Below are 23,318 nucleotides of genomic sequence, written 5' to 3' on the forward strand. Positions count from 1 at the left end.
TCTATGGACCGCGCCATGACGACCCTTCTCTATGGCCGCCCCCCGGCGGTGTTCGATCCGCCCGGCGACGCCGTCCAGACCTCGCCCCTGATCCCCGGCTCGACCGCGCTGGAGAGCGTGGCCGAGGGCTCGGCCGAGGCCGCCATGATCTACGCCCCGCCCGGCGTGCTGGAGCGCCGCTACACCCTGGCCCTCGCCCTGCGGGCGCTGAAGCCCGGCGGCCGCCTCGACGTCATGGCGCCCAAGGACAAGGGCGGCTCCCGCCTGAAGAAGGAGCTCACCGGCTTCGGCGTCGAGGTCGGCGAAACCGCCAAGGCCCACCACCGCCGCTGCGTCGTGATCCGCCCGGACCGGGTCGAGGGCTTGGACGAGGCCATCGCCGCCGGCGCGCCGCGCCTCGTGCCGGGGTTGGACGCCTGGTCCCAGCCCGGCGTGTTCGCCTGGGACCGCGTCGACGCCGGCACTCTCCTGCTGGCCCAGGCCCTGCCGCCGCTCAAGGGAGCCGGCGCCGATCTCGGCTGCGGCTACGGGGCGCTCGCGACGGTGGTGCTGGGCTCCCCCGCGGTCACCGCCCTGCGCCTGATCGACCTCGACCGCCGCGCCGTCGAGGCCGCCCGCAAGAACGTCGACGACCCCCGCGCCACCTTCGACTGGGCCGACGCCCGCACGGTGGAAGCCAACGGCGACCTCGACTTCGTGGTCATGAACCCGCCTTTCCACGACGGCGGCGCTGAGGACCGCCGGCTGGGTCAGGCCTTCATCCGGCAGGCCGCCGCCATGCTGAAGAAAGGCGGCGTCCTCTGGCTCGTCGCCAACCGCCATCTGCCCTACGAGGCCGACATCACCGCCGCCTTCAAACGCTCGCAGCCCGTCGCTGACAAAGGCGGCTACAAGGTCATCGAGGCGGTGAAATGAGCCCGCCCTCAAGCAGTCCGAAGGACGCCAGGGCGAACAGGAAAGTCCCGACGAGCCGCGTCGACAAGCTGCTCGGCTCCATGGGCTACGGCTCCCGCACCGAGATGGCGCGCCTCGGCAAGGCGGGCGGAATCGTCCTCGACGGCGTGGACCTGACCGACGTGTCGAAGCGGATCCCGGTCACCCCCGACCTGCCGTCCCGCATGCAGATCGACGGCGAGCCGCTCGACCCGCCGCCCGGTCTGGTGATGATGCTGCACAAGCCGCTGGGCATGACCTGTTCGCACAAGGAGGACGGGGCTCTGGTCTATGACGTCCTGCCCGACCGCTGGCGCCGCCGCGACCCCGCCATCTCCACCATCGGCCGTCTCGACAAGCAGACCACCGGCCTGCTGCTCCTGACCGACGACGGCGACCTGCTCCACCGCGTCATCAGTCCCAAACGCCACGTCGCCAAGGTCTATCGCGCCACGCTTGCCCGCCCCCTTGCGGGAACCGAGGAAGCCCTGTTCGCCGCCGGCGGGCTGGTGCTCGAGGGCGAGGACAAGCCGCTGGCGCCCGCCGTGCTTGAGGTTCTGTCGCCGACCGAGGCCCGGCTGACCGTCACCGAAGGCCGCTATCACATGGTCCGCCGCATGTTCGCGGCCGTCGGCAACCACGTCGAAACCCTGCATCGCGAGCGCATCGGCGGCCTCGCCCTGCCTGACGATCTTCCGCCCGGCGAGTGGCGGCTGCTGGACTCCGCCGGGATCGACGCCATCTTCGCCGCATGACCTCCGTCAAGATCTGCGGCCTGACCACTCCCGAAACCCTCGACGCCGCCCTGGCCGGCGGGGCCGCCTTCGTCGGCGCCGTGATCTTCCCGAAGAGCCCGCGCCACCTCGACCCGCTCCACGCCGCTGCCCTGTTCGAGCGCGCCCGCGGCCGGGCGGGGGTCGTGGCCGTGACCGTCGACGCCGACGACGCCCTGCTGACCGAGATCGCCCTGATACTGAAGCCGGACCTGCTCCAGCTCCACGGCGCCGAAACCCCCGCCCGTGCGGAGCAGGTGCGCACCCTGACCGGCGCGGGGATCATCAAGGCCCTGCCGATCCGGGTCCACGAGGACTTCGCCGAGGCCGAGGTCTGGGATGCATTCGTCGATCACCTGATGTTCGACGCCAAACCGCCCGAAGGCTCCGACCTTCCCGGCGGCGTCGGCGCCCGCTTCGACTGGACGCTTCTGGCCGACCGCGCCTTCCGCCATCCGTGGTTCGTGGCCGGCGGGCTGAACCCCGGCAATGTCGCCGAGGCCATCACGATATCGGGCGCCCCTGCGGTCGATGTGTCCTCTGGCGTGGAAACCGCGCCGGGTGTTAAGGACAGCGCCCTGATCGCGGCCTTCCTCGAAGCGGCGCGCTCGGCCTGATTTCCGCCGCTCCCCCGCGCGAGTTTGTCACCGTGAACGCCATCCTGCCCAACCGCTACGCCATGCCCGACGTCGAAGGCCGCTTCGGCCCATACGGCGGTCAGTTCGTGGCCGAGACCCTGATGCCGCTGATCCACGAGCTCAACGCGGCCTATGAGGCGGCCAAGGCGGATCCGTCGTTCCAGGCCGAACTGGACGGCTTCCTGACCGACTACGTCGGTCGCCCGAGCCCCCTCTATCTCGCCGAGCGGCTGACCGCCCACTACGGCGCGGCCGACATCTGGTTCAAGCGGGACGAGCTGAATCACACCGGCGCCCACAAGATCAACAACTGCATGGGCCAGATCCTTCTGGCCATGCGGATGGGCAAGACCCGCATCATCGCAGAGACCGGCGCCGGCCAGCACGGCGTGGCCACCGCCACCGTCTGCGCCCGCTTCGGGCTCCAGTGCGTCGTCTACATGGGCGCCACCGACGTCGAGCGGCAGTCGCCCAACGTCTTCCGCATGAAGCTGCTCGGCGCCGAGGTCGTGCCGGTGACATCCGGCCGCGCCACGCTCAAGGACGCCATGAACGAGGCGATGCGGGACTGGGTGACGAACGTCGAGGACACCTACTACCTGATCGGCACCGCCGCCGGTCCGCACCCCTATCCGGCCATGGTTCGCGACTTCCAGTCGGTGATCGGCCGCGAGGTCCGCGCCTCCATGCTGGCCCGCAAGGAGAAGCTGCCGGACGCCTGCATTGCGGCGATCGGCGGCGGCTCGAACGCCATCGGCCTGTTCCACCCCTTCATCGAGGACGCCGGCGTCCGCCTGATCGGCATCGAAGCGGCGGGCCGTGGCCTCGACGGCCCCGACCACGCGGCCTCGCTGCAGGGCGGCCGCCCCGGCGTGCTGCACGGCAACCGCACCTATCTGCTGCAGGACGACGACGGCCAGATCCTCGAAGGCCATTCGATTTCCGCCGGCCTCGACTACCCGGGCATCGGCCCGGAGCACGCGTGGCTGAAGGATATCGGCCGCGCCGAATATCGCGCCGCCACTGACGCCGAGGCGCTGGAGGCCTTCCAGCTTTGCTCGAAGCTGGAGGGGATCATCCCCGCGCTCGAACCCAGCCACGCCCTCGCCCGGGTGGGCGAGATCGCAAACGAAGTGGGCAAGGGGGGCGATGTCGTGCTCAATATGTGCGGGCGGGGCGACAAGGACATCTTCGCCGTAGCGAAGCATCTGGGCGTGGAGCTCTAGAAGAATGAGTATGCTGATACTGGCCGCCAGGGCGGCGCTGAGCCTGGCCCAGGCCGCTCCGGCGGCCCCGCTGGACCTCCAGATACCCGAAGTGGCGGGCACGGTCGCCGATCCGACCTGCGGCGGAAACCCCGCCCTGGCGTCACGTGCCTTCTGTGTGGCCACAACCCAGGCCGCCATGCAGGCGGTCGCCGACCAGTATGATGCGGCGTTTCAGTCGCAGGGTTGGCTCGCGGCCTCAGGCGAGGCCAATTTGACCGTCTACGTCCGCCGCAAGGAAGGCGGCGGCTGCACGGCATTCCAGTTGCTGGCTTTCGCCGATCCCAACCGGCCGGCCGCTCCGGGGGCTCCGGGCTATTTCGCCCTCGCCACCATTCCCGGCGACATCTGCGCGGCGTCGACCGCCCCGTCCGGCGCCCAATGACCACAGCGCGTATCGACGCCCGTTTCGCCGCGCTTAAGGCCGACAGCCGCGCCGGGTTCGTGGCCTATGTCATGGCCGGCGACCCCTCGCGGGATCAGTCGCTGGACATCCTGCGCGGCCTGCCCGCGGCCGGCGCCGACATCATCGAACTGGGCTTCCCCTTCTCGGACCCCATGGCAGAGGGCCCGCCGATCCAGCGTGCCGCCCTGCGCGGCCTCAGGGCCGGACTGACGCTGAAGGGCACGCTCGATCTGGCGCGGGCCTTCCGGGAGGGCGACGACCACACGCCGCTGATCCTGATGGGCTACCTCAATCCGATCGAAACCTACGGCTATCAGGCCTTCGCGCGGGATGCCGCAGCCTCGGGCGTCGACGGCCTGATCGTCGTCGATTGCCCGCCCGAAGAGGCCGGACCGCTGTCCGACGCACTGGATGCCGCGCAGGTGTCCCTGATCCGTCTCGCCACCCCAACCTCGGATGACGCCCGGCTCAAGGTAATAGCCGAGCGCACTTCGGGCTTCGTCTACTATGTTTCGGTCGCGGGGGTGACCGGGGTCAAGGAGGCGCAGGCCCTGTCAGTCGCGCCGGCGGTCGAGCGAGTCCGGAAGGCCTCGGGCCTGCCGGTCGCGGTCGGCTTCGGCGTCAAGACGCCGGAGCGCGCGGCCGAGATCGCCCGCGTGGCCGACGCCGTGGTCGCCGGCTCGGTGCTGGTCGACGAAGTGGCTGCGGCGCTCGAGGCGAACGAACCGCCCGCCCCACGCGTTCTGGCAAAGGTGCGGGCGCTGGCCGGGGCGGTCCGGGGTGCACGCGTGACGGAAACCGTCTAGAGACCCGCGCATGGTCGACAAGAACAAACCCCAGCAGGAAAAGCGCGGCGGCTGGCTGTCCCGCTTCGCCCCCGGCGTCCGCAAGATCGTCAGCCGCCGCGACACGCCCGACAATCTCTGGGTCAAGGATCCGGATACGGGCGAGATGCTGTACCGGTCCGACCTCGAGGGGTCGCTGTGGGTCACACCCTCGGGCCGACATATGCGGATCGACGCTCCGACGCGTCTGCGCTTCACCTTCGACGGCGGCGCCTATGAGAACATCGACACCCCCGAGGTGCCTGAGGACCCGTTGAAGTTCTCGGACGGCAAACCGTACAAGGATCGCTTGGCCGCAGCCCGCAAGGCGGCCGGCCGCAGGGACACCATGGCCATCGGCTTCGGCGAGCTGGACGGCACGCCGGCGGTGGTCATCGTGCAGGATTTCACCTTCATGGGCGGTTCGCTGGGCATGGCCGCGGGCGAGGCCTTCATCGCCGCCGCCCGGGCCGCGATCGAACGCGGCGTGCCTCTGGTCTGCTACACCGCCGCCGGGGGCGCGCGCATGCAGGAAGGCGCGCTCAGCCTGATGCAGATGGCGCGCACCACGCTGGCCATCCAGGAGCTGAAGGCGGCCCAACTGCCCTTCGTCGTGGTGCTGACCGATCCCACCACGGGCGGCGTCACCGCCAGCTACGCCATGCTGGGCGACGTCCATCTGGCTGAGCCGGGCGCGCTGATCGGCTTCGCAGGGCCGCGCGTCATCGAGGCGACCATCCGCGAGAAGCTGCCGCCGGGCTTCCAGCGCGCCGAATACCTGCAGGAAAAGGGCATGGTTGACCGTGTCGTTGTCCGCGCCGACCTGCCGCGCGTGCTCGGCCAGATACTGTCGATGCTGATGGGCGGGAAGCGCCGGGCCGCCTGAGCCCGATGGATCCCATCTCCGAACGCCTGCGCGCCCGCCACCCGCAACGCATAGACCTGTCGCTGGAGCGGATGCGGGTTCTGTGCGCCGCATTGGGCGACCCGCAGCATCGGCTGCCGCCGGTGATCCACGTCGCCGGAACCAACGGCAAGGGCTCCACCGTCGCCTTTATCCGTGCCATCGCCGAGGCGGCGGGTCTCAGCGTCCACGCCTACACCTCTCCGCATCTGGTCCGCTTCAACGAGCGCATCCGTCTGGCCGGACAGCTGATCGCAGACGAGGCGCTGAACCCCATTCTCGACAGGATGGAGGCCGCCATCGACGCGTCCGGAAGTCAGGCCACGGTGTTCGAAAGCACGACCGCCGCGGCCTTTGTGGCCATGAGCGAAACCCCAGCCGACCTGGCCATCATCGAGGTTGGACTGGGCGGGATTCTGGACGCCACCAACATTATCGAGCGTCCATTGCTCAGTGTGATCACGCCCGTCGATCTCGACCACGCGGAGTTTCTCGGAACCAGCTTGCGAGGCATCGCGGTGGAGAAGGCCGGCATCCTGAAGCCGGGCGCCCGTGGGCTGATCGCGCGACAGGCCGAGGAAGCCATGGCCGCCATCGAGCTGGCCGCCGCCGCCGTCCATGCTCCATTGACGGTCATGGGCGTGGACTTCGACGGCTGGGCCGAGCGGGGCGGCATGGCTTTCCAGGACCAGAGCCGGTTCCTCGACCTGCCGGCTCCGTCGCTGACCGGTCCGCACCAGATCGCCAATGCTGCCCTCGCGGTGGCCGTGGCGCTGGAACTGGATCTTCCCGAGGCGGCCATCGCCGAGGGTCTGCGCGCCGTGCGGTGGCCGGCCCGGATGCAGCGGCTGACCGCCGGACCCTACGGCGACGCAGCCCGTGCGGCTGATGCGGAGCTTTGGCTGGACGGGGGGCATAATCCGCACGCGGGCCGGGCGCTGGCCGAGACGCTTCTCGAGCGACAGTCACGCGCGCCCCGCCCGCTGGCGCTGATCGTCGGCATGCTGGCCAACAAGGACGCAGGCGGATTCTTCGAGGCGCTGAAAGGCACGGACGCGGCGGTCTTCACCGTCCCGTTCGAGGGCGCGGCCGCAGAGCCCCAGGCGCTCGCCGCAGTAGCGCAGGGGCACGGGCTGGGAGCGACGGCCTGCGGCTCGGCGACGGAGGCGCTGGAACGCGCCCTTCGTCTCGGAGCCGGCCGGGTGGTCATCTGCGGCTCGCTCTACCTCGCGGGGGAGGTGCTAGGGGCGAGCCGCGAGACCTGGCCGGACTGATCAGGCGGCCGAGCTGGCGCCCGAAATGCCCGCCTCGGCCAGCCATTCGACGATCTTGCCCTTGGGCATGGCGCCCACCTTCATCGAGGCCAGCTGACCGTCCTTGAACAGCATCAGGGTCGGAATGCCCTTCACGCCGAGGCGCGACGGGACCATGGGGCTGTCGTCGATATTGACCTTGGCGATGGTGACCTGACCGGCCAGTTCATCGGCGATCTGCTCGAGAGCCGGGCCGATCTGCTTGCAGGGGCCACACCACTCCGCCCAGAAGTCCACGAGCACGGGGGTGGACGATTTCAGGACGTCGGCGTCGAAGCTGTCGTCGGTGACCTTGACGGTGGCCATGGGCTCTCCTTGGTGCGGCAAAAAGCGGCGCGATGCGATTTCAGCCGGCCATCATGCGATGATTCCGGCGGTTCGAAAGCGATGTGGGGCGTCTGCCCGATCAAATCAACGCGCGGCGGCGAGGGCGGCGTCCATCAGGGCCCGAGGGACCGGCATCAGCTTCGGCCCGTCGGTCCAGACCAGCGCCGCCTCGACCGGCCGATCCGGATAGAGCCGCCGCAGCACGGCCACATAGACCGCCAGCTGAAGCACATAGGCCGGATCGGCGTCCTCGATCCTGTCCGGGGCCGGTCGGTTGGTCTTGTAGTCGACGACCAGCACCCGCTCCGGCGTGATCACCAGCCGGTCCATCCGACCCGAGACGGCGACTCCCTGCGGCAGTTCCGGCGCGCTTCCCGTCAAGGCGACCTCGGCCCGCGAGCCCGAACCGAAGACCGGGGCGAAACGGGCGTCGTTCAGCACCAGGAAGGCGGCTTCGGTCATCTCGACGCGCTGGGCATCGGTGAGGTCCCGCTCCCGCGACAGCATCCGTTCCGCCGCCGCCGCCCGCCCGTCCGGGGCGATATCCGGCAGCCGTTCGAGCAGCCGGTGGATCAGGTCGCCGCGCCGGAACCGTCCCAGAGACGCCCCGGCTCCGACGGCCGTCGAGAGCGGCGAGGGCGCCGGACTGCGGATCGACCCCTCCATTTGCGAAGGGGCGGTGAAGCGCGCGGCGTTATCCGCGGCGGGTGACATGCGGGCCCATGCCGGGACCTCCGCGATGCCGCTCCGGATGGAGGGCGTCGCGGCGAGCGTCTCCGGATCGACCCCGAAGCGCAGCACGCCGTCGCCTATGTCGCGGACGTTCAGGGGATCATCGTCCCTTAGTCGCTCGAAGGTCTCTGCGATGACGCTCCACCAGCTGCCGGCCTCGAATCCTTCCTCAGGCCGCCGAAGCGCCCGACCCATAACCACCAGCCGGTCGCGGGCGCGGGTCAGGGCGACATAGAGGAGCCGCAGGGACTCGGCGTCGGTGCGGGCGATGCGGGCATCCCGCGCCGCCTTCGAGGCTGGGCAGTCGTCCTTCGCCGAGCCGGGGCACATCAACCAGCCCTCGCCCTCCTCCCCTGACTCGCTCGCCGAGGGCATCAGGGTCGGTCCCTGCGGCTTGGCCCGCGAGGTTGTGTCGGGGAGGATGACGATCGGCGCCTCCAGTCCCTTGGCGCCGTGCACGGTCCTGACCCGCACCTCGTTGCGGGCGCCCTCCATCTCGCGCTTGACCTCGACATCGGCGGCCTCAAGCCGGGCGACGCAGGTTTCCAGATCGACCCCGCCGCGATCCTCAGCCGCCAGAACCTGGGCCAGGGTCTCGTCGATCGCCTCCTCCGCCTCCCGGCCCAGCCGGGCGAGAATCCGGGCGCGGCCGGAGACGCCGGTCTCGTCGACCCGGTTCAGTAGGCTGGAGAAGAAGGCGAACGGGTCGCGGTACCGGGCATCCAGCGCGGCCTGGACGAAGTCGCGGGCGCGGCGCCATTGGGGCTGTTCATCCGCCCGCCGCCGCAGCTCTCGCCACAGCGAACGGCCCTCCCGCGCCTGCCTGTCCGCCAGCGGGTAGAGGCTGTGCGGATCGCCGAAGTCGGTCACGTCGCAGAAGGGGCTGCGCAGCACCTCGGCCAGGCTCAGATCGTCGTCGGGATAAAGGGCGAAGCGGGCGACGGAGATCAGGTCGTCGAACACGATATGGCTGCTGAGCTTGAGCCGGTCCGCGCCCGCGACGGGGACGGCGTCCGCCTTGAGGGCGCGGATGATCTCCTCGAAGAGGGCGTCGCGGCGCCGCACCAGCACGAGGAAGTCGCCCCAGCGCGCCGGGCGCATACCGCCGGGCGCATCGCGGTCGTGGACCGCCGACCCGGCCATGACCTGTTTCCGGATGCTGCGCGCGAGGGCCTGGGCCAGCTGTTTGCGTCCGCTGCGGGCGTCCTCCTTGTCCACCGGCGCATTCCACGCCTCGCGGTCGGGCGTGACCGGATCATGGAACAGGGGCCACAGATCGACCGACCCGTGCTGGCCGACGCGTGCCGGGTGGTGGGTCGGAATGTCGCCGGCCTCGCCGACGAGGGCCCGTGTCCGCTCCGGCCCCTCGAAGACGGCGTCGACGAAGCCAAGCACCTCTTCAGTCGAGCGGAACGAGGTGTCGAGCGGCACCGCCTCGAAAGGCCGGCCGGCCCCGCGCGCCAGCGCCTCATAGGCCTGCGCCTCCTGCCGCAACCGCTCAGGGCGAGCCCCTTGGAAGGAGTAGATCGACTGTTTCTCGTCCCCGACGGCGAAGACGGTGCGCGGGATGCGGGGATCGTCGCCCCGGCGGCCGGCTCCCTCCCCCGAGAAGAACTCCTCGGTCAGGGCCTTGAAGATAGCCCACTGTTCGGGCGCGGTGTCCTGGGCCTCGTCGACCAGGACGTGTTCGATGCCTCCGTCCAGCTTGAACAGCACCCAGGCGGCGGTGGCGCGCCGGGTCAGCAGATCGACCGTGCGGACCACGAGGTCGGAGAAGTCGAGCGCCCCCTGCCGCGCCTTGGCCGTCTCGTAGAAGGCGGCGTGGGCATGGGCCAGCGTCAGCGCCTTGACGGTGTCGTCCGCCACCCTGGCCGCGCGCATCCGGTCCAGCACGGCGCAGTATTTCAGAGAGACGGCGTCGAGGTAGGCGGCGGCCGCGGGCGGCGCGCTCTTCGTGCCGAACTTCGTCCGCGCCTCGCCCTTCGAGTCGATGAAGAGCGCCTTCATGGCGGCGAGGCTGGAGTGCGGCGGGACCGCCTCGCGCATCTGGGCGGCGATCTTCTGGTCGTTGGTCGAACCGGTAGCGAAGCCGTCGGCGGCGGCGCGCCATGCCATGGGGTCGAGCCAGTTCAGGAAGTCGGTTTCGATGGCCGAGGGAGTGTCATCTTCGGAGACACCAGCCAGGATGTGCGGCCCCGGCGCAGCGCCGCTCTCGACCTGCGCAACATAGGACACCAGCTCGCCGCGCTCGGCCTCGATCATCCCGAGCAGGGCGTGGAAGGATTTCCAGTCCAGTTCGACCGCGAAATGGGAATAGGCGCGCCCCACCGGCCCTTCGGGACCCTTCAGCGCCTCACGCGCCAGATCTTCCCGTGCTTCATGCGACAGGGCGACCGCCGCCTCGTTCTCCAGCACCCTGAAGGCGGGCGAAACGCCGGCTTCGATCGGGAAGCGCCGCAGCAGCTTCTCGCAGAAGGCGTGGATGGTCTGGATCTTCAACCCGCCCGGCGTTTCCAGCGCCCTGGCGAACAGCCGCCGCGCTTCCCGGAGGTCGGAGGGATTCAGCCCCGCCGGATCGCGCCCATCCAGCCGGGCCAGATCGCGCGACAGCTCCGCATCGTCCATGACGGCCCAGCGGCCCAGCTTGTCGAACAGCCGGGCCTGCATCTCCGCCGCCGCGGCCTTGGTGTAGGTGACGCACAGGATTTCGCCGGGCGAGGCCTTCTGCAGGAGCAGCCGCGCCACGCGGTCGACCAGCGTCGTGGTCTTGCCCGAGCCGGCGTTGGCGGTGACGAAGACCGACCGGCCCGGATCGGCGGCGGCGGTCTGATGGGCGCGGGCCTGTTCAAGCGGCGAGAGGGTCATTCCGGCGCCTCGTCCTCGCCGCCGACCACATGCCATTCCCAGACGCGGGCCAGATGGTCGTAGTTGCCGCCGAAATTGCCCATGAACTGCGGCGCGGCCCAGGAAACGTAGGGACGGGCTTGCCGATCGAAATCGGCCACGCCCTCGACCAGCCGCTCCAGTTCGCGCGCCGCCAGCTCCGCCGCGGGCAAGGGCTGGTTGCGGCTCACCCTGCCGACATCGATCGCCTCGCCGGGGGTCTTGCGGCCCGTCACCTTGACGTAGAGCAGTTCGGACGCGGGCGTGGGTGGTGCGCCCGCGAAGCCACCCTCGGCCAGAATGGCGGCGGTCAGGGTCAGCTGTGGCGCGAACCCCTGCGCGACCTGTTTGGCGCTCGGCGTCGAGCCGGTCTTGAAGTCGATGATCGCCGCGCCGCTCGCGTCGAGTTCGATGCGATCGGCCCTCGCGGTCAGGGTGAAGGGACCGGCGGGCGCGTCGAAAGTCATCTCGCCCGTCTGCTCGATCAGCAGGGTCGCGCCGCGCGCCCGCCGCTCCCGCTCCCAGCCGGCCAGCCAGACGGCGCAGTTCCGGGCCAGGGGCGTCTCGCGCGCCATGGCGTGATCCTCGAAGCCGGCGGCGTCCAGTTCCTCACGAAGGAAGGTCTCGATCTGGTCCGCGCAGTCCTCCGGCAGGGCGTCCGGCCAGGTCACGACCACCCGTTCGATCGCCCGGTGCACCGCATTGCCGCGCGCCATGGCCTCGGCCGACGCGCCGGGGCGTTCCAGCTTCCGCAGGCCCAGGATACGCTGGGCGTAGACCGCGTAGGGATCGCGAACCCAGCGCTCGATACCCGTCACGGGCAGCTTGCGCGGCCGCCGGTCCACGGGTGGCGTCGGGGCCGGACGGCGTTCGTAGCGTGGCGGTCCCGGCGGAGGGACATCCAGAGCGCGAGCCACCGCGGCGCTGTCCGAGCTCCGCTCCAGTTGCACCGGCGTGTCCGCAGCATCGGCTCCGCGGGTCAGCATTTCCAGCCGCCAGAGCCAGCGGGACTTGACCGCCGGCTGACCGCCGCGTCGTTCCGAATGAACCAGAATGGCCTCGTCGGCGCAGGCCGCCTGGACGAAGTCCTGCGCGGTCTGGCCAAGGCGGCGTTCGGGCGGAGGCAGGCCCATGGCGGCGCGCATGGGTCGCGACAGGAAGGGGTCGGTCGGAGCGGCGTTGGGCCAGACGCCCTCCTCCAGCCCGGCGAGGATCATCCGGTCCGCGCGCACCAGCCGCGCCTCGATGGCGCCAAGGACCCGCAGCCGCGGCTGATTGGCTCCGCCCGTGCGCACCGTCTCCTCGCTCAGCAGGGCGCGGACCAGTTCGGCGAAGTCGGCGCGGGAGATGGCGCCCAGAGAACCGCCGCCCTCGATCAGACCCGCCAGCAGGGCGGCCGCAGCCTCGCCGTCGGGCCCGCTCCACGCGGCCTGTCCGGCAAGGGATTCGATCAGGACCGTCAGGGCGCGCGTCGCATCGTCCAGCGGCGCGGTGTCGGCGAAGGGCGCACGCGCGGCATCGGTCAGGGCCTCCAGCCGGTCGAGCAGGTGGAGGGCGGCGGCGACCCGCGCCACTGTCCGTTCGGAGCGCGCCGATCCATCCTCGCGCGCCTCGCCTGCCTTGAGCAGCGCCCGGCGAGCGCGCGCCCAGTCTCTCAGGCGTGGCCCGCGCAGGGCGTGCTCCTCCAGCGCCCGGACCGCCGTCTGCGCATCCTCGCCCTGTCCGATTTCGACCAGCGGATGTTTGAGCAGAGCGAGCAGGGCGTGGGGGTCCAGCGGATCGGCCATGAAGCGGACCACGAGGTCGATCAGCCGTCCGGCGGACATGCGGGCGAGCGGCTGGCCTGAGGAATTGTCCGCGACCACGCCCCAGCGTTCGAGACGGGCCGCCACACGACGGCCAAGCGCGAGGTCGGGCGTGACGAGGGCGCAGGTCATGCCCGGCGTCTCCAGCGTCTCGCGCATCATCAGCGCCAGGGTCGCGGCGGCGTCTTCCTCCGCACGCACCGTGACGACCGACAGCCCGTCGAGGCCTTGGGCGATGGGATCGGCCGAGCGCTCCCGGAACGCTTCCTGCCGCAGGGTTCCGATGACTGTGCGCCAGTCGTCTGTCGCATCAGCGGGACGAAGCGCCTCGTTCAGCAGGCGCTGACGGGCGCGGCCACGGACGAGCCGATCGGGCGCTTCCGGCGGCTGGAACCACGGCCTCACGACTTCGCGAGATACCCCGTGTCTGTCTAGCAGGCGCCAGAGCGCATTCTGGGGATGCTGTTCGTTGTCTCCCAGCCGGGACCAGACCTGGGGGTCGAGATCACGGTCCAGCCCCGGCAGCACCACGCAGCCTTGAGGCGCGGCGGCCACCGCGGCGAGTACATCCGCGGCCGCCGGGGCCGTGCCGGTCGAACCGGCGGCAATAACGGGCTGGGTCGGGGGGCGTTCGGTCCAGCTCTCCGCCAGCAGGCGGAGCAGTTGGGCGCGACGCCAGGCGGGATCGACGAGGCCCATCGCCGCCAGACGCTTCGGCCAGGCTTCCACCGCCAGCCCCAGAAAGCGGGCGGAGTCCTGCCAGTGCTCGGCCAGATCGCCCTCGACCAGACTGGCGACCCGCTCGAGATCGCTGATCTCCTCCAGCTGGCAGGAATCGAGAAAGCCGCCGAGAGCGTCCGCCATTTCAAGCGCACGGAGCGGCCCGAGGCCTGGGTGAAACTCCTCGACGATCATCCGCGCCATCTCGAAACGGCGGGTCAGGGGCGCGATGGCGGGCGGCAGGTCGAGACCAAGTTCGCCGGGCGCGAAGGGCGGCTCGTCCTCCTCGAGATCGCCCAGAGGACGGACCTGCGGCAGCAGCACGGGCCGGTCGCCGGCCAGTCTCGACAGGGCCGAGGTGAAGGCGCGGGCGGCGCGCCGGTTGGGCAGCAGGATGACCGCGTCGGACAGGGCCTCGGGAGGATGCTCGCCCAGCCAGTCCAGCACGCCGGCGGCCAGATCCTCGAGGAACGGCCGCCGAGCCTCGACCGCGTACCAGCGGGGGGCGGGCGTCGCGAAGGGATCGAACCGGGCGCTCATCCGCCCCCGGCCAGCCGCGCGTCGGCCTCGTCGCGCGCCTGCGGGTCGCCGACATGCATCCAGTCGCCGTCGAGGACGCAGCCATAGAGGCGGCCGGCGGCCGCCGACTTGCGCCACAGGCCGCTCAGCGAGAACGGACCTTCCGGCCCGTCGGCGACATAGTCGGGCCGGCAGATGTGGACGCCCATATAGGCGAAGGGGGCGTCTACCGCCTCGCCTCGGAAGGTCAGTCGCCCGTCTTCCGCGAGGAAGAAGTCTCCGTCGCCCTCGAAACCGATCGAGCCTTCGCGCCGCGCCAACAGCAGGGCCGCGTCCATGATTGACGGATTCCACAGGCGAGCGAGTTGATTCAGCGCGGAATTCCCCTCCGGGCCGTTGTCGGTCCAGACGCTGTCTATATTAGCCACGAACACCGGATCAGGGCCCAGCAGCGGCCCCGCCTTCTTCAGCCCGCCGCCGGTTTCGAGCAGCTCGGCCCGTTCGTCGGAGATGACGATCTCGGGTCCCCGGCCCCGGGCGCGCAGATGGCCCTCCAACCGGTCGGCGAACCAGTGGACATTGACCACCGCCCGTTCGACGCCGGCGTCCGCCAGCCGGTCGAGAACATGGTCGATCAGCGCGCGGCCGGAAACCTCCACCAGCGCCTTCGGTCGGTCGTCCGTCAACGGCCGCATCCGGGTGCCGAGACCCGCAGCGAGCACCATGGCCGTCCGGGGCGCGGTCACCGGCGCAGCTCCGCCGGGACATGGGTGTCGAACCACGTCTGGACGGCTTGTCCCGCCAGTGGGATATTGCGTTGCAGATGATCCCACATACGCGCCATGAAGGCGCGATAGCGGGGCTTGCCGTCGCGCACGATCAGGCGGGCGAAGATGCCGAGGATGCGGGCCTCGTTCAGCGCCGCCAGCGCCGCATAGGACCGCATGAAGGCCTCCCGGTCGAGGTCGGGCCGCAGGGTGAAATAGTGGTCCAGCGCCCGCGCCTCGAGCTCGGGCGAAACATCGCGCCGCGCGTCCTGCAGCAGCGAATGCAGGTCCCACGACGGATGCGCCCGCACCGCGTCCTGGAAGTCGATCATACCGACGCGGGCGGCGCCCTGCCGCTCCGGCAGCCAGATCAGGTTCTCGGCGTGATAGTCGCGGTGCGCCATGACCGAGGCCTGAGCCTCCGCTTCGCGAATGACCGGAGCCCATGCCGCATCCCACTCCGACAGCGCGGAATCGGCGAAGACGAGGCGCGGCTCCAGTTTGGGCATCCATTCGACGAACAGGTCGGCGCCCCCCTTCAGCGCGACGGCGTCATAGATCTGCAGCGGCCATTCGCCGGCCGGGCCGGACAGGGTCTGTGGCGTTTCGGCCTGGTGCAGGCTTGCCAACGCCTCGACCGCCGCCAGATACAGAGGCTCCTCTGGCTCGCCGTTCTCGATCACCCGGGCGAACAGGCCGTCGCCGAAATCCTCAAGCACGGCGAGACCCGCGTCCGCGTCCACGGCCATGATCTCTGGAGCCGATAGGCCGAGCGACCGGAGATGGTTCGCGACGGCCGCGAACGCCTCGATCCGGCCCGCTGACAGACGTGCGATGGCGTTCCAGCCCTGGGCTTGCCGCTCGGCCGGCGTCCAGGCCGGGTCGCAGGGCCGGGACTCGGCGGCGGGCGCCTGATCCATGAGCATCAGGGATCGGCCCGACGGCGTGGTCAGCCGCTCGTAGCGCCGCGTGGACGCATCGCCGGGCAGGGGCGCGCGCTCCGCGTCGGCGAGGCCGGCGGACTTCAGGAAATCGAGACGCTGTTGTTCGCGGTCAGACATGCAGGTGCTTCAGCTTCCCTTCCCATGCGCCTACGCCAGAAACGGTCGCAACGCGTCCAGCGCCTTTTTCCGAGAGGCTGACGACCAGTCGGTCGGGTCCGAGCCAGGCGGATGCATCCTCGCCGAGCCGTTCCGGCCATTCGATCACCGCGCAGCCGTCGTCGAGCGCTTCATCCAGACCAATCTCCGCGGCTTCCTCGGGTCGGGTCAGGCGATAGAGATCGAAATGCGCCACCGGCGGCGTGCTCTCGTAGAATTGGACGAGGGTGAAGGTAGGGGAGGGCACATCCTCGTCCGGCCTGGTCAGGGCCCGGATCAGGCCGCGCGCCATCGTCGACTTGCCCATGCCCAGCGGACCATAGAGCAGCACCGTCTCCCCCGGCTCGAGCAGGGGCGCGACCGCCGCGCCCAGTTGCGTAGTCGCTTCGGCGTCCGCCAACGTCAGGGTCAGGCCGCCGGCGTCAGGCAAAATCGGCGTCCGGCTGGCTCGGCAGGACCCGTTCCGTAAAGGCCTTGAGCGCGTAGGTCGCCCGCGCCGCGTCGATGTCGAGCCGAGACGGCGGGATAGGCTTGCCGACCTTGAGGAAGAACCGCTTGCGCTTCTTGTTCAGCAGCTCGTGGAAGAGGGTGATGTCCCTCAGTTCGGGCGAGATGCGGTCGAACCAGTGGAACAGGCGCGAGTTCGGGCCCGCGACGTGGATCGGCACCACCGGCGCATTGTATTTGCGCGCCAGTGACGCGGCGGTCGGAGCCCATTCCGGGTCGGTGACGGAGCCGTCCTTCGCCACCCGCGCCAGCCGCCCGGCCGGGAACATCACCAGACACCGGTCGGCTTCGAACGCCTCTTTCGCCGCCAGCAGCGTCGCCCGCGTCTTCTCCCGCGTGCGCTTCTCGACCACCCATTCGACCGGGATGATGGCCTCGCCCAGCCGGGGCGAAACCCTCAGGGCGTCGGCGTTGGCGAAGAAGATGGCGTCCTGCCGCCGCGCCCGGATGGCGTCGAACACCGCGATGCCATCGGCGATGCCGGTCGGGTGGTTGGCGACGACGATGCAGCGTCCGCTGGCCGGGATGCGGTCGGCGTTCATCACCGCGACCTTCAGGTCCAGCAGGTCGCTCATATAGTCGAGTGCGTCGGCTCCGGAGAGCGGTCGCACGGCGTCGGCCATCCGCACCGCCTGCCGGTAATTCAGCAGCTTGTAGAGAATCGGCCGGGCCAGCGGCCAGAAAGCCGACCGCGTCAGGCGCGGCGCGCGCTCGGCGATCAGCACATCGCAGATGTGCGGCTCGGCCCGCGGAGCCGTCGGCGTGTCCAGTGGATCAATGGCGTCAGCGAGAACCATACTCCGCGCTTGTCGCCGCTCCCGCGCCGCCGGGCAAGCGGCTTCAAGTCTCGCAGCTTGGTTGAGGCGACACCGGATGATACCCGTTGACGCCAAGCTTCCGGAGGAACGCTCGCATGGCCCGGTCCGGATCCGCCAACGTCGAACAGCGTCTGGCCGTCCTCCGCGAGCGGCAGGCCGAGCTGGCGGCCGCCGTTCCTGTCGAGGACGCCCGGCTGCGCTCGGTCGGTGACGACATCGTCGCCACGGCCCGGAGCCTGGGCTTCGACCCCGAGGAGGCTGCAGCCATCGCAGCCGGGATCGACGCCCCCGCTACAGGTCCGGGACACACAATGGCCGGGCAGTATCGCGTTCTGCGTGGCGCCGCCGAACCGATCCTTACCTTCTCGGCTCTGGTGGTAGCCGGGGCCGTGACCGGCCTGGGGCAGCCGTTGGCCGGCGCCGCCGTCGTGCTGGCGGCTGTCGCCTCATGGGTGATCCGCGGAGCGCGCCGGATCGCAAGGATCGATATCGACAGCTCCGGCGCGCTAAGCTTTCCTGGCCGCCACGGTCGCATCGATCCGGCGCACCTGACCGCCATCTCTTTCGCCTACCGGTATCCACCGTTCATCGCCGATCACCAGAAGGCGGCGAGCGAGACCGTGGATCTGCGGCTGCATCTTTCCGGAGGGGTGTCGATCAAGTTGGCGCATGGCCCGCTTTGGCGCCTCGCACCCCGCCGGGAGCCTGTCGCCTGGCATCGGCTCGAGCGGCATCTCCTCGCCCATGCGCGCCGCGCCGGCCTGGAGATTGATCACGTCGGCGCGAGCTGGACGGCACGCCGGGTCTGAACGCCCGCGGAGCCTTGGCGACGGCCGAGCGGGGGTGCTACGCCTTCGCCGCAAGCTTTCAGAGGATACGTCCATGCGTCACCGCTCGCTTCTCTCCGGCGTCGCCGCCGCCGTGCTGCTCACCGTCGCCGCACCGGCCCTGGCTGAGTCGCCCGCGAGCCCCGCCGCCGCCGCCGCGCCGGTGCAGGCGGCCGAGCCGTTCACCTATCGCGACATGATCTCGGCGAACCGGCTGGGCGATCCGCAGGTGTCGCCGGATGGCCGCTGGGTGGTCTATTCGGTGACCACGACGGACGTGGAGGCGAGCCGCCGTTCGGGGTCGCTCTACATCATGGACCTCCAGGACCCGGGGGAAGGCCGGCGTCTGGCGATCAGCGAGGGCGGAGCCAACACCGCGCGCTGGGGCTCGGACGGCAAGCTGTATTTCCTGTCCGGACGTTCGGGCACGAGCCAAGTGTGGCGCGCCAACGCCGATGGTACCGGGCCGGTGCAGGTCACCGACCTGCCGCTCGACGTCAACGCCTACCGGCTAAGCGGCGACGCCCACAAGGTCGCGGTCTCGCTGGCGGTCTTCCCGTCCTGCGCCGATCTCGCCTGCACCGTCGATCGCAGCAAGGCCGAGGCCGACAGCAAGAATACCGGCCAGGTCTACGACCGCATGTTCGTGCGCCACTGGGACACCTGGGCCGACGGCACACAGAACCATCTGTTCGTGCAGTCGATCGGCGCCAACGGCCGCGCCTCCGGCGAACCGGTCTGGGTCACCCGCGGCTTCGACGGCGACACCCCCTCCAAGCCGTTCGGCGACGAGAGCGAGTTCACCTTCACGCCCGAGGCCGACGCTGTCGTTTTCTCGGCCCGGCTGGCCGGACAGAGCGAACCCTGGAGCACCAATTTCGATCTCTACCGCACCAATGGCCTGAGCGGCGACGGCACGTTCGAGAACCTGACCGACGACAACGAGGCCTGGGACACCGGCCCGGTCTTCTCGCCCGACGGCCGCACCATGGCCTACCGCGCCATGGCCCGGCCCGGGTTCGAAGCCGACAAATACGCCATCTTCCTGCGCGACGTGCAGACCGGGCGGGTCCGTCAGGTCGCCGCGAACTGGGACCGCTCCGCCGACACCCTGCAGTGGTCGCGCGATGGCAACACCCTGTACGCCACCGCCGGCGACGTGGGTCAGTCCCGCCTGTTCGCCATCGATACCCGCAACGGCGTGGTCACCCCGATCACGGGCGAGGGTCACGTCTCGGCCTTCGCCCAGACGCCGTCGGGCTTCGTCTTTGCCCAAGATTCCCTGACCCGGCCGAGCGAGCTGTTCGTGAAGACCTTCCTCGGCCGCGAAATGCCGCGCCGGATCACGGACGTAAACCCGCAACTGGACGCCAAGGCGTTCGGTGAGGCGGAGCAGTTCACCTTCGCCGGCTGGAACGGCGAGGCGGTGCATGGCTACGTCATCAAGCCGGCCAACTATGTCGAGGGCCGCAAATACCCCGTCGCCTTCCTGATACACGGCGGACCCCAAGGCTCCTTCGGCAACAGCTGGTCCTACCGCTGGAACCCAGAAACCTACGCCGGCGCCGGCTATGCGGTGGTGATGATCGATTTCCACGGCTCGACCGGCTACGGCCAGGCCTTCACCGACGCGATCAGCCAGCACTGGGGCGACCGCCCGCTGGAAGACCTGCAGAAGGGCTGGGCCGCCGCCCAGCAGCGCTACAACTTCCTCGACGGGGACAACGCCTGCGCCCTGGGAGCATCCTACGGCGGCTATATGATCAACTGGATCGCCGGCAACTGGCCGGGCGAGTTCAAATGCCTGGTCAACCACGACGGCGTCTTCGACATCCGCGGCATGGGCTACGGCACCGAGGAGCTGTGGTTCACCGAGTGGGAGTACGGCGGCACGCCCTACGAGAACCCGGAAGGCTATGAGCGCTTCAATCCGGTGCATCACGTCGCGAGATGGCAGGATCCGATGCTGGTGGTCCAGGGCGACCGCGACTTCCGCATCCCGACGTCGCAAGGTCTGTCGACCTTCAGCGCCCTGCAGCGTCGGGGCATCGAAAGCCGGCTGATCGTCTTCCCGGACGAGAACCACTGGGTGCTCAAGCCCGCCAACAGCCTGCAGTGGCACACCGAGGTGTTCGGCTGGCTCGACAAGCATCTGAAGCCGGTTCAGTAGGCCCGGATCAAAGGCCTGACAGAAGGGGCGTCTTCGTTCGCGGAGACGCCCTTTTCGTTTGAAGTCCCGGTTGACTGAGCCTTTCGCCTCGCTCGCGCGTTGTCTCCGCTCGACGGAGTTCGCGCTTGCCCAACCCCTTGAAGGACAACCCCAACTGGCTGGTCGTCCGCGACCGCGCCCTGGTCCCGGCCGGGGCGCGCGTGCGCGGCTGGCGCGACTGGGTCGTGGCCAATGACCCGCTGTACGCGGCCGCCCGCCGCCCGGGCCGGCCCGAGAAGATCGCGGCGACGGTCACGCTTGTCCTGATGGCCGCCATCACCCTGTTCCTGATGCTGTTCGACTGGAACATGCTGCGGGGACCGATCGGCCGCTGGGCCTCGGCGCGCTACGACCGTGAAATCCGGATCAACGGCGATCTCGACGTCAACCTGTTCAGCTGGACGCCCTCGGCGCGCGTTCAGGACGTCCGGATCGGCGGGCCCGACTGGGCGCGCCAGCGCGACACGCTGAAGATCGACGACGGGGAGGCCTCGGTGCGTTTGCGCTCGCTGTTCGCGGGCCGGATCGAGATGCCCATGGTGTCGATCTCCCGCCCGGAGGTGGTGCTGATCTCGACCGCCGACGGCAAGAAGAGCTGGCAGCTCAACCCTGACGCTCCCGATACGGGCGAGGGCGTCAAGCTGCCGCCGATCAACCGCCTGATCATCCGCGACGGCAAGATTTCGCTCGACGAGCAGGGTCGCGAAATCCGCATGGAGGCGACCATCAACGCCCGCGAGGGCTCGGATGGAACGGCCGGCTTCCATCTGGACGGGCGCGGCACCATCAACGGAACGCCTCTGACCCTGAGCGTACGCGGCGGGCCCTTCATCAACATCCGCCGCGACCGGCCCTATACCTTCCATGGCGAAATCGCCGGCGTCGGCACGAGGCTGGTCGCCGACGGCGCGATCACCCGGCCGTTCGATCTCGGTCAGTTCAACGCCACCCTGAGACTGCAGGGCCGCGACCTGGCCGACATCTATCTGCTGACGGGCATCACCACGCCAAATACGCCGCCCTACCGTCTCGCGGGCAAGCTCACGCGCGACGATGCCAAATTCACCTTCGCCGACTTCACCGGACGGGTCGGGTCTTCGGACCTCTCGGGCGATGTGGTGGTCGACAAGACCGGCGACCGCCGCCGGGTCGACGCCGACCTGCGCTCGCGGCTTCTCGATCTGGACGACCTTGCCGCCGTGCTGGGCGCCAAGCCGCAGGTCACCTCCAGCGGAGATACCGTCGCGTCCTCGGGCGCCCCCGGCCGGCTGTTGCCCGATGCGCCGCTCAACGTCGAACGCCTGCGGGTGATGGACGGCACGCTGAAATACCGCGCGGCCCAGGTGAAGCGGAACGAGCTGGACGTGCGACGGGTCGAGCTGGGCGCCGATCTCGAGAAGGGCATACTGAACCTCGATCCTGTGGCCTTCACCTTCAACCGCGGCGAACTGCGCGGCACGGCCAAGATCAATGCGACCCGTAACCGGCCCTACAGCGCCATCGACTTCCGACTGCGCGGCTATCCGCTGGAATCCATCGTGCCCGCCCGCAACGGGGCGCCGACCGTCACCGGCCGTGCGCTGGGCCGGGCGCGGCTGGAGGGGCCGGGCGCTTCGGTCCATGACTTCGCGGCCAATTCGAAAGGCTCGGTCAGCTTGGTGGTGCCGCAGGGCCAGATGCGCGCCGCCTTCGCCGAACTGCTGGGCATCAACGTCACGGCCGGGCTGGGCAAGCTGTTGGGCGGCGACACCTCGACTTCGGAAATCCGCTGCGCCGTGGCGGACTTCTCGGTCAGCGGCGGCACGGCGACGGCGCGGACCTTCGTCATCGACACCACGCCGGTGCTGGCGCAGGGGAGCGGCACGATCGATCTCAGGGCCGAAACCCTGAACCTGCGCATCGACGGCGAGACCAAGGAGGCGCGGCTGGTGCGTCTGTGGTCGCCGATCACCGTGCAAGGGCCGTTGACCGCGCCCAAGGTCGGCGTGGACGCCGGGTCGGTTGCTGGCCAGGTTGGTCTGGCCGCCGCGCTGGGCGCGCTGATCAACCCGCTGGCGGCCCTGCTGCCGTTTGTCGATCCCGGTCTGGCCGAGGACGCCAACTGCGGAGCGTTGATATCGTCGGCGAGGTGATTGAGCCGAATGGCCGCTTCGTGCGTATCCTGCACCGATGACCCGTAGAGGATTTCTCGCCCCCGCCGCCGCAGTGCTCGCCGCGGCCTGCTCGCCGCTCGGCGCGCTGAACGCCCTCGGCCCCCGTGATCCGGGCGTTCGCCGTGTGGGTCGGGACATTCCCTATGGCGAAGACCCCCGTCAGCGCATGGACATCCTCGCGCCCACGGCGGCTGCGGCGGGTCCGTGGCCGACGCTTGTGTTCTTCTACGGCGGCGGCTGGGACTCCGGCATGCGGACCCAGTACGGCTGGGCCGCCCATGCCCTCGCCGCGCGCGGTTTCGTCGTGGTGGTGCCGGACTATCGGCTCGTTCCGCAGGTTCGCTTCCCCGCCTTCATCGAGGACGCCGCAGCGGCGACGGCCAGGGCGGGAGCAATCGCTCGCCAGTACGGCGCCGATCCCGCTCGCCTTGGCGTGATCGGCCATTCGGCGGGCGCGCATCTGGCCATGATGATCGCGCTCGACCGGCGCTACATGGCCGCGGCCGGGGCGCCGAACCTGATCAAGGCGGCCGCCGGGCTGGCGGGCCCGTACGACTTCCTCCCCCTCGACGTGCCCTCCTCGATCAACGCCTTCGGCCGGACGCCCGACCTGACGCTGACCCAGCCCGTCACCTTCGTCAGGCCGGACGCGCCACCGCTCTGGCTCGGACACGGGACGAAGGACGAAGTCGTCCACGCCGAGGACACCACCATCCTTTGCGAGCGGATGCGGGCGGTCGGCGGGCGCTGCGAGGCGAAGCTCTACGAAGGCCTGAACCACGCCGACCTGATCGCGACCTTCTCGCCCCTGTTCCGCAAGAAGGCCCCGGTCCTGCAGGACGTCACCACCTTCCTGCATAGCGAACTCGGATAGGCTGCCGAGGACGAACCGGCT

19 protein-coding genes are annotated in these 23,318 nt (G+C 70.0%); 12 read left to right on the forward strand and 7 right to left on the reverse strand.

Annotation, left to right across the window (positions count from 1 at the left end):
* Nucleotides 1-15 precede the first annotated feature (15 nt).
* From GGQ87_RS05310 to GGQ87_RS05345, 8 genes are all read left to right on the forward strand, one after another.
* Entirely contained in the window at nt 16-915 is a 900-nt protein-coding gene (locus GGQ87_RS05310) for a class I SAM-dependent methyltransferase (protein WP_168045641.1), read from the forward strand.
* A complete protein-coding gene (locus tag GGQ87_RS05315; RefSeq protein WP_168045642.1) occupies nt 912-1,688 on the forward strand; it encodes a pseudouridine synthase in 777 nt (258 codons plus the stop codon). The genes GGQ87_RS05310 and GGQ87_RS05315 overlap by 4 nt, the downstream gene beginning before the upstream one ends.
* Entirely contained in the window at nt 1,685-2,323 is a 639-nt protein-coding gene (locus GGQ87_RS05320; protein WP_168045643.1) for a phosphoribosylanthranilate isomerase, read from the forward strand. Before GGQ87_RS05315 ends, GGQ87_RS05320 begins: the two co-directional genes overlap by 4 nt.
* 62 nt (nt 2,324-2,385) lie before the next feature.
* Complete coding sequence (trpB, locus tag GGQ87_RS05325) at nt 2,386-3,570, forward strand: tryptophan synthase subunit beta (RefSeq protein ID WP_209282482.1); 1,185 nt, start codon at nt 2,386-2,388, stop codon at nt 3,568-3,570.
* Nucleotides 3,571-3,574: 4 nt separating this feature from the next.
* Nucleotides 3,575-3,994, forward strand: coding sequence for a hypothetical protein (locus GGQ87_RS05330; protein WP_168045645.1), 420 nt, complete (start codon nt 3,575-3,577; stop codon nt 3,992-3,994).
* Nucleotides 3,991-4,821 carry a tryptophan synthase subunit alpha gene (gene trpA / locus GGQ87_RS05335; protein WP_168045646.1) on the forward strand — a complete coding sequence of 277 codons (831 nt, stop codon included), beginning with the start codon at nt 3,991-3,993 and terminating at the stop codon, nt 4,819-4,821. The genes GGQ87_RS05330 and trpA overlap by 4 nt, the downstream gene beginning before the upstream one ends.
* 10 nt (nt 4,822-4,831) lie before the next feature.
* A complete protein-coding gene (locus GGQ87_RS05340) occupies nt 4,832-5,725 on the forward strand; it encodes an acetyl-CoA carboxylase carboxyltransferase subunit beta (RefSeq protein WP_168045647.1) in 894 nt (297 codons plus the stop codon).
* Nucleotides 5,726-5,730: 5 nt separating this feature from the next.
* Entirely contained in the window at nt 5,731-7,017 is a 1,287-nt protein-coding gene (locus GGQ87_RS05345; RefSeq protein WP_168045648.1) for a bifunctional folylpolyglutamate synthase/dihydrofolate synthase, read from the forward strand.
* Here the strand turns inward: GGQ87_RS05345 and trxA are convergent, their stop codons facing one another.
* The 7 genes from trxA to GGQ87_RS05380 all read right to left on the reverse strand — a co-directional run bounded on the left by trxA (nt 7,018) and on the right by GGQ87_RS05380 (nt 17,213).
* Nucleotides 7,018-7,362, reverse strand: coding sequence for a thioredoxin (trxA, locus tag GGQ87_RS05350; RefSeq protein WP_168045649.1), 345 nt, complete (start codon nt 7,360-7,362; stop codon nt 7,018-7,020).
* 105 nt (nt 7,363-7,467) lie between these two features.
* Nucleotides 7,468-10,980, reverse strand: a complete 3,513-nt coding sequence (gene addA, locus GGQ87_RS05355) for a double-strand break repair helicase AddA (RefSeq protein ID WP_168045650.1) — start codon at nt 10,978-10,980, stop codon at nt 7,468-7,470.
* A complete protein-coding gene (addB, locus tag GGQ87_RS05360) occupies nt 10,977-14,063 on the reverse strand; it encodes a double-strand break repair protein AddB (protein ID WP_168045651.1) in 3,087 nt (1,028 codons plus the stop codon). Before addB ends, addA begins: the two co-directional genes overlap by 4 nt.
* Entirely contained in the window at nt 14,060-14,767 is a 708-nt protein-coding gene (gene murU, locus GGQ87_RS05365) for an N-acetylmuramate alpha-1-phosphate uridylyltransferase MurU (protein ID WP_168047344.1), read from the reverse strand. Before murU ends, addB begins: the two co-directional genes overlap by 4 nt.
* Nucleotides 14,768-14,784: 17 nt before the next feature.
* Nucleotides 14,785-15,870, reverse strand: a complete 1,086-nt coding sequence (amgK, locus tag GGQ87_RS05370; RefSeq protein WP_168045652.1) for an N-acetylmuramate/N-acetylglucosamine kinase AmgK — start codon at nt 15,868-15,870, stop codon at nt 14,785-14,787.
* A complete protein-coding gene (gene tsaE, locus GGQ87_RS05375; RefSeq protein ID WP_245161416.1) occupies nt 15,863-16,339 on the reverse strand; it encodes a tRNA (adenosine(37)-N6)-threonylcarbamoyltransferase complex ATPase subunit type 1 TsaE in 477 nt (158 codons plus the stop codon). The genes amgK and tsaE overlap by 8 nt, the downstream gene beginning before the upstream one ends.
* Nucleotides 16,332-17,213: a GNAT family N-acetyltransferase gene (locus tag GGQ87_RS05380; RefSeq protein ID WP_168045653.1), complete on the reverse strand. Its 882-nt coding sequence runs from the start codon at nt 17,211-17,213 to the stop codon at nt 16,332-16,334. The genes tsaE and GGQ87_RS05380 overlap by 8 nt, the downstream gene beginning before the upstream one ends.
* Before the next feature lie 116 nt (nt 17,214-17,329).
* Between GGQ87_RS05380 and GGQ87_RS05385 the strand changes: the two genes are divergently transcribed.
* The 4 genes from GGQ87_RS05385 (at nt 17,330) to GGQ87_RS05400 (ending at nt 23,297) form a co-directional block, all read left to right on the forward strand.
* Nucleotides 17,330-18,043: a hypothetical protein gene (locus GGQ87_RS05385; protein ID WP_168045654.1), complete on the forward strand. Its 714-nt coding sequence runs from the start codon at nt 17,330-17,332 to the stop codon at nt 18,041-18,043.
* A 73-nt stretch (nt 18,044-18,116) separates the two neighbouring features.
* Nucleotides 18,117-20,231: a S9 family peptidase gene (locus GGQ87_RS05390; RefSeq protein WP_168045655.1), complete on the forward strand. Its 2,115-nt coding sequence runs from the start codon at nt 18,117-18,119 to the stop codon at nt 20,229-20,231.
* A gap of 125 nt (nt 20,232-20,356) precedes the next feature.
* Entirely contained in the window at nt 20,357-22,402 is a 2,046-nt protein-coding gene (locus tag GGQ87_RS05395) for an AsmA family protein (RefSeq protein ID WP_245161417.1), read from the forward strand.
* Nucleotides 22,403-22,439: 37 nt separating this feature from the next.
* On the forward strand, nt 22,440-23,297 hold the full coding sequence (locus GGQ87_RS05400; RefSeq protein ID WP_168045656.1) for an alpha/beta hydrolase: 858 nt from the start codon (nt 22,440-22,442) through the stop codon (nt 23,295-23,297).
* Nucleotides 23,298-23,318: the final 21 nt, after the last annotated feature.

Source organism: Brevundimonas alba (assembly GCF_011927945.1).
In the GTDB taxonomy this organism is placed as follows: domain Bacteria; phylum Pseudomonadota; class Alphaproteobacteria; order Caulobacterales; family Caulobacteraceae; genus Brevundimonas; species Brevundimonas alba.

Coding starts and splice junctions, on each gene's coding strand:
- GGQ87_RS05310 (WP_168045641.1), top strand. CDS start 16: ATGACGACCCTTCTCTATGGCCGCCCCCCGGCGGTGTTCGATCCGCCC.
- GGQ87_RS05315 (WP_168045642.1), top strand. CDS start 912: ATGAGCCCGCCCTCAAGCAGTCCGAAGGACGCCAGGGCGAACAGGAAA.
- GGQ87_RS05320 (WP_168045643.1), top strand. CDS start 1,685: ATGACCTCCGTCAAGATCTGCGGCCTGACCACTCCCGAAACCCTCGAC.
- trpB (WP_209282482.1), top strand. CDS start 2,386: ATGCCCGACGTCGAAGGCCGCTTCGGCCCATACGGCGGTCAGTTCGTG.
- GGQ87_RS05330 (WP_168045645.1), top strand. CDS start 3,575: ATGAGTATGCTGATACTGGCCGCCAGGGCGGCGCTGAGCCTGGCCCAG.
- trpA (WP_168045646.1), top strand. CDS start 3,991: ATGACCACAGCGCGTATCGACGCCCGTTTCGCCGCGCTTAAGGCCGAC.
- GGQ87_RS05340 (WP_168045647.1), top strand. CDS start 4,832: ATGGTCGACAAGAACAAACCCCAGCAGGAAAAGCGCGGCGGCTGGCTG.
- GGQ87_RS05345 (WP_168045648.1), top strand. CDS start 5,731: ATGGATCCCATCTCCGAACGCCTGCGCGCCCGCCACCCGCAACGCATA.
- trxA (WP_168045649.1), bottom strand. CDS start 7,362: ATGGCCACCGTCAAGGTCACCGACGACAGCTTCGACGCCGACGTCCTG.
- addA (WP_168045650.1), bottom strand. CDS start 10,980: ATGACCCTCTCGCCGCTTGAACAGGCCCGCGCCCATCAGACCGCCGCC.
- addB (WP_168045651.1), bottom strand. CDS start 14,063: ATGAGCGCCCGGTTCGATCCCTTCGCGACGCCCGCCCCCCGCTGGTAC.
- murU (WP_168047344.1), bottom strand. CDS start 14,767: ATGGTGCTCGCTGCGGGTCTCGGCACCCGGATGCGGCCGTTGACGGAC.
- amgK (WP_168045652.1), bottom strand. CDS start 15,870: ATGTCTGACCGCGAACAACAGCGTCTCGATTTCCTGAAGTCCGCCGGC.
- GGQ87_RS05380 (WP_168045653.1), bottom strand. CDS start 17,213: ATGGTTCTCGCTGACGCCATTGATCCACTGGACACGCCGACGGCTCCG.
- GGQ87_RS05385 (WP_168045654.1), top strand. CDS start 17,330: ATGGCCCGGTCCGGATCCGCCAACGTCGAACAGCGTCTGGCCGTCCTC.
- GGQ87_RS05390 (WP_168045655.1), top strand. CDS start 18,117: ATGCGTCACCGCTCGCTTCTCTCCGGCGTCGCCGCCGCCGTGCTGCTC.
- GGQ87_RS05400 (WP_168045656.1), top strand. CDS start 22,440: ATGACCCGTAGAGGATTTCTCGCCCCCGCCGCCGCAGTGCTCGCCGCG.